11 protein-coding genes are annotated in these 9,208 nt (G+C 58.0%); 5 read left to right on the top strand and 6 right to left on the bottom strand.

Annotated elements, in window-relative coordinates; all coding sequences use genetic code 11:
• A partial coding sequence (locus VF436_RS17325; protein ID WP_330905289.1) for a transposase occupies positions 1–101 on the bottom strand: 101 nt, incomplete at its 3' end.
• Positions 102–157: 56 nt separating this feature from the next.
• Between VF436_RS17325 and VF436_RS17320 the strand changes: the two genes are divergently transcribed.
• Both VF436_RS17320 and VF436_RS21750 read left to right on the top strand, forming a co-directional pair.
• A complete protein-coding gene (locus VF436_RS17320) occupies positions 158–661 on the top strand; it encodes a transposase (RefSeq protein ID WP_422653417.1) in 504 nt (167 codons plus the stop codon).
• A gap of 321 nt (positions 662–982) precedes the next feature.
• Positions 983–1,324 carry a ribonuclease E inhibitor RraB gene (locus VF436_RS21750; protein ID WP_414649876.1) on the top strand — a complete coding sequence of 114 codons (342 nt, stop codon included), beginning with the start codon at positions 983–985 and terminating at the stop codon, positions 1,322–1,324.
• A gap of 78 nt (positions 1,325–1,402) precedes the next feature.
• Here the strand turns inward: VF436_RS21750 and VF436_RS17310 are convergent, their stop codons facing one another.
• Both VF436_RS17310 and VF436_RS17305 read right to left on the bottom strand, forming a co-directional pair.
• Positions 1,403–2,746 carry an ATP-binding protein gene (locus tag VF436_RS17310; RefSeq protein WP_330905283.1) on the bottom strand — a complete coding sequence of 448 codons (1,344 nt, stop codon included), beginning with the start codon at positions 2,744–2,746 and terminating at the stop codon, positions 1,403–1,405.
• On the bottom strand, positions 2,743–3,456 hold the full coding sequence (locus VF436_RS17305) for a response regulator (RefSeq protein ID WP_330905282.1): 714 nt from the start codon (positions 3,454–3,456) through the stop codon (positions 2,743–2,745). Before VF436_RS17305 ends, VF436_RS17310 begins: the two co-directional genes overlap by 4 nt.
• Positions 3,457–3,627: 171 nt before the next feature.
• Between VF436_RS17305 and VF436_RS17300 the strand changes: the two genes are divergently transcribed.
• Complete coding sequence (locus VF436_RS17300) at positions 3,628–3,933, top strand: hypothetical protein (RefSeq protein ID WP_330905281.1); 306 nt, start codon at positions 3,628–3,630, stop codon at positions 3,931–3,933.
• 59 nt (positions 3,934–3,992) lie between these two features.
• Entirely contained in the window at positions 3,993–4,790 is a 798-nt protein-coding gene (locus VF436_RS17295) for a MipA/OmpV family protein (RefSeq protein ID WP_330905280.1), read from the top strand.
• A gap of 106 nt (positions 4,791–4,896) precedes the next feature.
• Here the strand turns inward: VF436_RS17295 and VF436_RS17290 are convergent, their stop codons facing one another.
• The gene (locus VF436_RS17290; protein ID WP_330905279.1) at positions 4,897–5,277 is read right to left on the bottom strand and encodes a tautomerase family protein; all 381 of its coding nucleotides are present in this window, start codon (positions 5,275–5,277) and stop codon (positions 4,897–4,899) included.
• Between the two features lie 86 nt (positions 5,278–5,363).
• Here VF436_RS17290 and VF436_RS17285 point away from each other — a divergent pair, with 86 nt between their 5' ends.
• A complete protein-coding gene (locus VF436_RS17285) occupies positions 5,364–6,233 on the top strand; it encodes a LysR family transcriptional regulator (protein ID WP_330905278.1) in 870 nt (289 codons plus the stop codon).
• A gap of 81 nt (positions 6,234–6,314) precedes the next feature.
• On the opposite strand, the gene VF436_RS17280 is transcribed toward VF436_RS17285, so the two are convergent.
• Together VF436_RS17280 and VF436_RS17275 are read right to left on the bottom strand one after the other, a co-directional pair.
• Positions 6,315–7,241, bottom strand: coding sequence for an acyltransferase (locus tag VF436_RS17280; RefSeq protein WP_330905277.1), 927 nt, complete (start codon positions 7,239–7,241; stop codon positions 6,315–6,317).
• Positions 7,242–7,438: 197 nt separating this feature from the next.
• Positions 7,439–8,938 carry a ricin-type beta-trefoil lectin domain protein gene (locus VF436_RS17275; RefSeq protein ID WP_330905276.1) on the bottom strand — a complete coding sequence of 500 codons (1,500 nt, stop codon included), beginning with the start codon at positions 8,936–8,938 and terminating at the stop codon, positions 7,439–7,441.
• Positions 8,939–9,208 lie beyond the last annotated feature (270 nt).

Raw genomic sequence — 9,208 nt, 5'->3', positions numbered from 1 at the left:
GAGATACCCATCTTGCGGCACACGTCCTCAACGAGGGTGCCCATCTCCGCCTGTTTCAGTGCGAACGCGATCTGCTCTTCGGTGAACTTTGACTTCTTCATGGCGACGGGCCTCCTTGGGGCCGAAGTGTCGCCGAATTTTTTTGTTCTGAGCGGACCTGTTTAGCGGGAGGACGTCACACGCCTCGACCACCGATCCGGACGCTCGCCTGGCCCGCAAGGGCAACGGCCAGCAGGCGCGCCTGACGTATCTGGCCAATGCGCTGATGGAAAACCGCAACGGCCTGCTGGTGGGCGTGGATGTGCGCCATGCCAGCGGCAGCGGTGAACGCGATGGCGCGTTGGTCTTGGTCGATGGGCACCTGTCACCCGGCACCACGCTGGGCGCTGACAAGGGTTACGACGTGCAGGAGCTCGTCGAGCAACTGGCCATGCGTGGCGTCAAGGCACACATCGCTCGCAACACCAGCGGCGACCGGCGCTGCGCGATTGATGCGCGTACGGCGCGTGGCAAGGGCTACGCCATGAGTTTGAAGGTGCGCAAACGTATCGAGCAGTGCTTCGGTTGGACCAAGACTGTCGGTGATCTGCGCAAGTTGCTGCGGTCGGGATGGCGAAGGTCAGCGCGTGGGTACACTGGAACTTTGCCGCTTATAACCTGATCCGGCTGGGCGGTATCGGCCAGTGGTGGAATCCTTCGCCGACATGAGGAAACGTACGTCCAGTCGGTGCCAGTACTGGGAGTTTTCGATTAACAAAATCGACCGCGCGGCTTGACAATAGGGGTTTCTCAACAGTCTGCTAAAGTCGTATTACTGAAGTAAGGTGCGGATTCCGGTAAGCCCTGGGCAGATTGCCTGCGCCCGGATGTGTTGTGCGGAACACCACTGACTATAATCACAGAACATCCGCCTACGGCCTAAATACAGCGCGTTAACAAGCGGCCAAATAGCGGTTCATCGATTGGAAAAGGGAGCTGCTGGATGTCAGTTGTCAAACTCTTGATGGAAGGCTCAGATGCGGACACTGATGTATTGAGAACGTTGGATCATCATGGGGACGACTTCAGCATTTCCCGGAATGTCGACTTTAAGTTCCGGGCAGACGCCAAGGAAAAAGCGGATATCGTCGCTGGATTCTTGAACGATCATCACTTTGCTGTTGCCGTTGTGCAGTCGCACGACGGAGAGTACAGCGTCAGTGCTTCCATCCATATGCCCGTCCAGCAGAACCTGATCTTGTCCGTGTCAGGATTCATGGGATGCGTAGCTCAGCTGTTTGGGGCGGACTACGACGGATGGGGTTGCGTTCCGCAGAGACGATGAGCGAACCGCTTCCGACACGGAGCGGATACGAAAGAGCTTTTTTTTGCGGGCAGCAAAGCTTCTTGTTGCCAAGTCCAGCTAGGATTTCGGCAGCATCACGATCGCACGCAACCCATGTGGCTGCCTATTTTCCAGCCTAAGCTCTCCGCCATGGCTGCGAATGATGGATCGGGCCGAAGGCAGGCCCAATCCAAAGCCGCCCGTGGCTCGATTGCGTGAGGTTTCGAGTCGGAAGAATGGCAGGAAAAGCTTGGGAAGCAACGTGGGAGGCACGCCGGGGCCGTCGTCGTCGACCGTGATGATCACCTGGTTGTGCTGTGTGCTCAGCGATACACGCGCAGAACTGCCATATTTCACGGCGTTTTCTATCAAGTTGGTCAGCACGCGTTTCAGGGCCAAGGGGCGCCCCTGATACACCAGTGGCATGAGGTTGCTCGGTGCGACTGGTTGGCCCATGTCGCGGAAGTCGTCTATCACGGTGTGAATCAGTTCGCTCAGTTCAAAGCGCGTCATGTCCTCTTGCGTACAGTCCAGGCGAAAGAGAGCCAGGCTTGCCTCGAGCATGGCCTGCATCTCGTCTACATCTCGAAAGAGCTTTCGCTGCTGCTCGCTGTCTTCAATGAACTCGCCGCGCATGCGCATGCGTGTCAGCGGTGCTCGCAGGTCGTGGGAGATCGCCGTTATCATTTCCGTGCGGGCTTCGATCAACTGTTGTATGCGTTCCTGCATGGCGTTGAAGGCGGCAGCGGCTTCGCGAATTTCCAATGGGCCGCCTAGCGGCAACGGTTCTGTCGGAGCGCTGGCGCCGAAGGCCTCGGCGGCTCTGGCAAAACGCTGCACGGGGCGCGCGAGGTAGCGGCTTGCCACACTGGCGATGAAGCCGCTCGATAGTAGAACAAATAGAGCGGTCAGCAGGGTACGGGAGTTATGGTTCAGGCCCCAACTGCGGCGGGCGGTATCGAACTGCACCCAACTGTGATCGGATAGCTCTATGGCGATGGCGTATCGGTCCGAGGCTGGTGTTCCGTCGCGGTAGGCAACGTGCGGGGCCGAGGCCATGACGATGGCGTCGGGGCGGTCCAGCATGCCAGTCACTTTTTTCATCCAGGCGAGGTCTTGCCCCCGGCGATGGCTGTCATTGGACATCGGCACCTGATCCCGCTGGGGATACCACTGAGCGCTGAACGCAGGTGATGCCAGTCGCTGGGCGAGTTGCTGGCGCTCGCTTCTCGGCGTCTGGTCCATGGCCCGAGTCATGCCGACTACCTGTTGAATCAGCTCAGTGTTTTCCAGGGGCGGCTGTGCCCATACACCGGCAAGCTGCGCGAAGGCGAAGTTCATCAGCATGGTGATGATGATCGCGCTGGCGACGTTTAGTGCGAACCACCACGCGATGCTATCGAACAGATGTCGCCGCTTCATGGCGTGGATTCAACCGGCATGGTGAAGATGTAACCGGCGTTGCGTACGGTGCGTATTATTTCTGGATTGCGCGTGTCCGTTTCAATCTTGCGCCGGATGCGGCTGATTTGGACATCGATGCTGCGATCGAATACCTCATGAGCGGAGCCCCGGGCGTAATCAATTAATTGCTCGCGTGTAAGCAAGCGTTGGGGGTGTTCGAGGAAGGCTAGCAGCACCTCGAATTCGCCGCTGGACAGCGGTATCAAGGTCATGTCTGTGGAGCGCAGTTCGCGTTTTGCCAGGTCCAGTCGCCAGCTCCCAAACAATAAGCCGGGATGCTTGTCTGCCGCAGCATGCCGATGCTGCATGCTTCGGCGTAGCAGTGCGCGAATGCGCGCGAGTAGTTCGCGGGCATCGAAGGGCTTGGCCAGGTAGTCATCGGCGCCGAGTTCCAGGCCGACGATACGATCGGTGGTTTCGGTGACTGCCGTCAACATGATGATGGGCTGGCTACTCGATGCGGCGCGTACCCGTTTGCATAGACTGAGGCCGTCTTCGCCTGGCAACATGACATCCAGGATCAGCGCGTCAAATGCCTTGTTCGCCATGGCGGCGTCCATTTCGGTGCCGGAAACGGCCACGTCGATGTCGTAGTCGTATCGCTCCAGGAATTTCTTGATCAGAGCCAGAAGCTCTTCATCGTCATCGACGACCAGGATATTAGGCACCGCATCCCCCGAATGGCTCCCATCAGACGCCCGCCGTTATAGCGCAATGCGTGTGGAGAAGCACATGTTTCCGGATAGAAACATTGTTGCGGCAACGCATTTCCCGAGACAAATCTGGGACACAAGTGTTTGGCAGCATGCGGCATCTGTCCTGACGCATGAACGGCCCCCATGGCAGCAACCTTTCGCAACATCCTCCGTTGGCGCAAGCAAGACCCGATCAGCGCTCCGGCTTTCGCCAAGCCGCGCGTCTCGGCTCGGGGTACGTCAAGTGCCCGGATCGAATGGGACCAGGCGGTCGTGCTTTCTGTGGCCAGAGGTATCGAGCCGGACGCGGACAAGGTGCTGGCCTGGTTCAGTGGCGATCCCATTCAAGAGCTGGGCGGCAAGACGGCACGGCAATTGATCGATGAGGGGATCACCGCGCCACTGCTGGACATGCTGGTGATGATTCGAAGCGGTCGTCGGGGCGACTAAGCCGCCAACGGCACGCGTCTGTAAAACATCCATTGTGCTCGACCAGGGAATGCCATCTGATGAAAAAGTCATGTTCGTTGCTTCTTGCGCTGTTGATGCCAGCAAGCGTGTGGGCTCAGTCGGCGTCGTCGTCGGATGACCCGACCACTCCGGTTAATACTTCGCATTGGCAGCTTGGCTTGGGAGTCGCGGCCTCGGATAACGCCTATGTGGGCCAGGGATCGAAGATCACGCCGTTTCCCTTGGTCGTGTATCAGGGAGATCGCTTCTTTATCCAGGGCATCACCGCAGGTGTGCACCTGCTGAAGTCGGATGGCGTTGCCATCGATGCGATCGTTACAACAGGCTTCAACAATGTCGACGCCAACGATTTCAGCCGTGCCGATCTCGCGCGCCGCGGTATCAACCGGAACGACCTGGACGATCGTGATCGCAGCATTGATGCCGGCTTCGCGGCGTCGTGGACGGGTCGCTTCGGACAGTTGCGGGCTGTGGCCAAGACCGATATCTCAGGCAACAGCGAGGGTGCTGAATATTCGCTGGAATATGGTTACCGCATGCATTGGGCAGGCTTCACGATTACCCCGAATGTTGGCGCTGTTTTTCTGTCCTCCAAGGTGGCGGACTATTACTACGGTATCCATTCGGATGAGCGGCGCCGCGGCGTACCTGGCTATGTACCCGGCGGTTCGCTGATTCCGCAAGCGGGCATCGGTGTCGTGCGGCCGATCGGTGATAAATGGACGCTGCTGATCAACGCCAAATATACCGAGCTACCAGACAAGATCAGTCATAGCCCGCTGGTGGATGGTAGCCACGGAACTACGGTGCTGATTGGTTTCAGTCGTGCGCTTTAACGCTGGGAATCGGCCACGCTGGGAGACTTGCGGGTAGCGATCGCCATCTTCATAACCTGTACGCCTAGCCTCCCGTCGCAACCATTGTCGTCGTCATGGTCAGGCCTCAAGCATATTGCGCGAGGCCGTTGCCGAGTGACCAATTCTCTTTCCTGACTTCGATCAGATTCACGAACACGTCCTCTGGCCTGAGGCCAGGATGTTCGCTGAGTAACTGTGCAATTCGCTGGAACAGGGCTTTTTTCTGTTCGGCGGTGCGGGTGTCATTGGCGGTGATCTGAATAAACACGACGTCCTCTGTCCGAGCAATGCCAAGATAGGATGCGCTGAAGCGAAAGTTCGTGGCATCGTGCTCGGTAAGAGTCATGAATCCATTGTCTTCGGGGACGTCGAATGTTTCGTGCATGGCGCGGTGAATGTTGCCGATGATTGCCTTCCGATAGGCATCTGACTTTCCATGGCGCATTGAGATGTGGACAAGTGGCATGGCGGTTCCTTCTCGTGGGGCATGGATTTATCCTATCCATGTTTTTATGATATCGCTGCTTATATCTGCGATAAGATTTGGAAATCATGGAACCTCATCTCGACCTGGACGCTGTCGATGCGTTCATTCATATCGTGGAGCTGGGCAGTTTCACGCGTGCCGCCGAGGCCATGCATACCACGCAGGCTGCCATCAGCTTGAAGCTGAAGCGACTCGAAGACCGGCTTGGTTTCCGCCTCGTCGAACGGACGCCGAGGTACGTGGAGCTTTCAACGCAGGGAGCAGTCTTTCTCGAACGCGCTCGCGAGCTGATGGAGGTGCATAGTCGTGCGCTAGCTGCCTTGGGCGCGGCCCGGCAGCGTCTGGCCATTGGTATCAGTGATCACGTGGCGGGGCCGGAGCTACCGGCGTTGATTGCGCGCATGAACGCTCAAGATTCGCAGCTATTGATCGAAATCCGAATCGGATCATCCGGCGATTTGCTTCAATGCTTCGATCGGCGAGAACTCGATGCGGTGATCGTGCGCCTGCACGCCGGACGAAGTGACGGGGAGGTTCTGGCTGAAGAGAAATTCGGTTGGTTCGCGTCGCCGCTCTGGCGTCGTCGTACAGGCGAGCCGCTGCCCGTGGCCACGCTTGCCGAGCCCTGTGGTGTACGTGCGCTGGCCGGGAAGCTTCTGGACGAAGCATCCGTGCCCTGGACGGAGGTTTTTGTCGGCGGCGGTGTCGCCACGGTAGTGGCAGCCGTCATGGCAGGTCTGGGCGTTGCTGCGCTGGCCCCCCGGATGCTTCCATTGGGCGCCCTTGAGGTAGGCGCTAAACTCGGGCTTCCCGATCTACCTTGCTTGCCTGTTCTGCTTCATTCCAGAGCCAAGGCTGGCCGTCAGCGCGATGCACTGACCACGCTTTCAGCCGCCTTCAAGAGTGCAGTGCGAGGCCAAGCCGCCCGCGAATGATGTGGCAACGGCTTTGGGGTATTCCTGTTTGCCGGACTGGCCATGTTGGAAATCGGTAGATCCATTAAGTTTGGCGCATCGCTATCTTTCTGGAGCCACGTTTGCACTGTCTGCCTGAGCTTTTCCTGGCGGCGAGTGGGGCTTGAGACGCAACGCATTCTTTTCTACCAGGTGCCAGGAAGCTGCAGCCAGGAGAAGCGTCACGGCAAGGGTTATGGATAGCAGTTCAAGATAGGGTGTTTGGCGGCCCATGAGAGCCACCTCGATCTGCTGCACCGGCCATGCATAGATATAGATGCCATAGGATAGATCGCCGATGCTTGAGACATCTCGGAGGCCGATCCACGACCGCAGCCCGATGGCAATCGTCAACGGCGCAACGATGAAAGCGAGACCGAGTTTGGTTTGATCCAGGAGGACAAGCGCACAACCCGTGATCAGGAACAACAACGTCAACAGGGGGCCGCGCAGGAAAGGGTAGGTTCGTAACAGGCTTCCTGCCGCGAAGTACAAGCCGAAGTAGGCCAGGATGCTCTCTCCGAGCTGCAAGCCTGAGAACGCGAAGTAGCCGAAGATGCCAAGGGCAAGCACGAGTGAAGGGCGCCTTGTCGTGACTCCGGCCGTGAGCAGCAGGGCGTAGCAGTAGACCTCATAGGGGATCGTCCAGAGAGAGCCGTTGGTAAGGTGCCTGGGATTTTCCGGAAACCCTTGCAACCCGAGTGCTGCAATCACTAACACAGTCACCGGGATGGACACGCAAAGGGCCGGCCCCATTCGCAAGGTGCGACGAGCGGCGAAGCGCAGAACGTTTGGGTCTTTCAGCCAGCTGGATGTGACCAGATAGCCGCTGATGGAAAAAAAGATGAGTACGCCCAGGTTGCCAAACGAGTGGTCGCCGACCCATCGGGGCTCCCAGCGCCCGGACAGGGCGAACTGGTGGCTGATCAGGACCAGCAAGGCGCCGATCAGTCTCAGTGCATCGAAATTATTGCGCGATCCATCGTTCATGCCCCTTCCTTGACAACGATCCACGGCCGATCGTAGGCGCAAGGTCTTGGGTATTCAATCGCACGGACTAGGCTGACTTCCTGTTTGCCGCGTTCTGCCAGATCCGCGTCAGATACGTGATGAAACCCACGTCGATTAATGATACTCAAGGCAATCTCCGGGACCGATGGCGGTCCCGGAGACTCATGTCAAGCACATCAGAAGTCGGTGGGATACCAGTCCGGTACCTGGCGGAAATCAAGCCGCTGGGCGCGATCGTTGCTATCGCACTGCCATAGCTTCATCGGTGTGCCGTTGGCCGGTGATGCCCCATACACATCCATGCAATACGCCTGGTTTTTGTCGTGATTAGCCATGAGGCCGTCGGATGTGATGTACCATTTCTCCGACCGTCCACCATCGCAGTCCCACAGGTTCATCTCCTTGCCTTGTCCTGCGGCGCCACCTTTGATGTCCAGGCAATACTTGTTGTTACCCTTAGGACGAAGCTGTCCTTCGGCGGTATACACGAATTGCTGGTTGTTGGCGCCGTTCGTGCAGGTCCACTGGATGATTTCCTTGCCGTTGCCGTACGAGCCTCCTTTGATATCGACACATCCGGCCTGTTGGCTCATTTCGGTGGGCATCATGAAGTAGCCGGGAAGGCTGCGACGAACTCCCACGAACGGCAGGCTGCCGATCCAGCTGGGCGTGAAGTAGGTCGTGCTTGTCAGGCTTTCATCGACATCCATGCCAAGGGCACCCACGCCGTGGGCGACGCCGATATAGGCATATGCATAGTCCTTGTTGCTGAAATCGCCGGAGCTGCCCCATAGATGCAGAAGCTGCCGATATTCGGCCGATCGGTTGAGTACTTGCTCATCGTGGTCGCCGGCCTTCACGTTGGCACAGAAGAAATATCCTGAGTCGGCTTCGCTCATGCCGTCGATCTTGGTGGTTATTTCGCTGGGATCGCCGGCATCGACATCAGCGCAGAAGAAGGTGGTTTGACGTTTTCCCTGCAAGGCGAGCCATTGGCGGCCACCGTTCATGTTCTGGTTGACCGAGCCGATGTGCCCGCCTGTGAGCATCACGATGACCTTGCGATTCAGGGCACCGATGGCGGGCCATCCGCGATTTTTCAGTCTGAGGCGAGGCGAAGCGCCCGGTGCGCCAGAGATATATCCGATCAGATCCGTATATGTGTAGATATTGGCGGCGGGAATTGCTTTGCTGATGTACTGGTCCAGCATGCCTACTTCATCGCTTTTCCAGGCACTGGCCGGATCCCAGCTTGCCTTCATGTCGACAAAGACCAGCAGCGGTGTGGTGTCGTTCGGATGGCTTGCCATCCAGCCGAGAATGGCATCGAAGCAATCCTTGAGGCGCGTCTCCTGGGCTGTCCCACAGTTGGCCTTCATGGGATTGAGATCGTGGGCCACATACGGGCCGCGACTGTCCTTTTCCCAGTCGCCCCGGTCGATCACGTCGATTTCGACAGCGCGATAGCCCGTATCGAGCCATCCGGTGAAGTCCTTGCCATGTGCATAGGTGTTATGGGGTTGCAGGTAGTACAGCTGGTCCAGTGTAGTCGAGGAGGTGGGTGTGCCCGCTTTCAAGGGCGGGACAAAGGTATTTTGTGCCATCGCCGTAAACGGCAATAGCGCGCACGCAGCTACGATGCATCGCGACGCGATGCGCAAACAATAGTCAGTCATGTTCCTCACCTTTCCGGCTTCGTTGATCTGTACCTACACCAAGTCATGCCTGAGGTGGACGCTTGCTGTGAGCGCCCAATGCCCGCGGCACCGATATGAGTTGGCCATGTCGCCAAGCCATTGCAGCCCTAATGATGCGGCCGGGCAATAGGGAATGCCCTGAATTGAGTTGACGGTGGCTTGACTGCGGATGTGCGCCACTTGTTGCCTTCCTCGCATCTGCCCGGTCGAACGGATTTCAGTGCATACGATGCCCCATCCGATCGAGAA

The sequence above is a fragment of the Dyella sp. genome (assembly GCF_036384435.1).
Taxonomy (GTDB): Bacteria; Pseudomonadota; Gammaproteobacteria; order Xanthomonadales; family Rhodanobacteraceae; genus GSA-30.
This window is presented reverse-complemented; position numbering and strand designations above follow the sequence as displayed.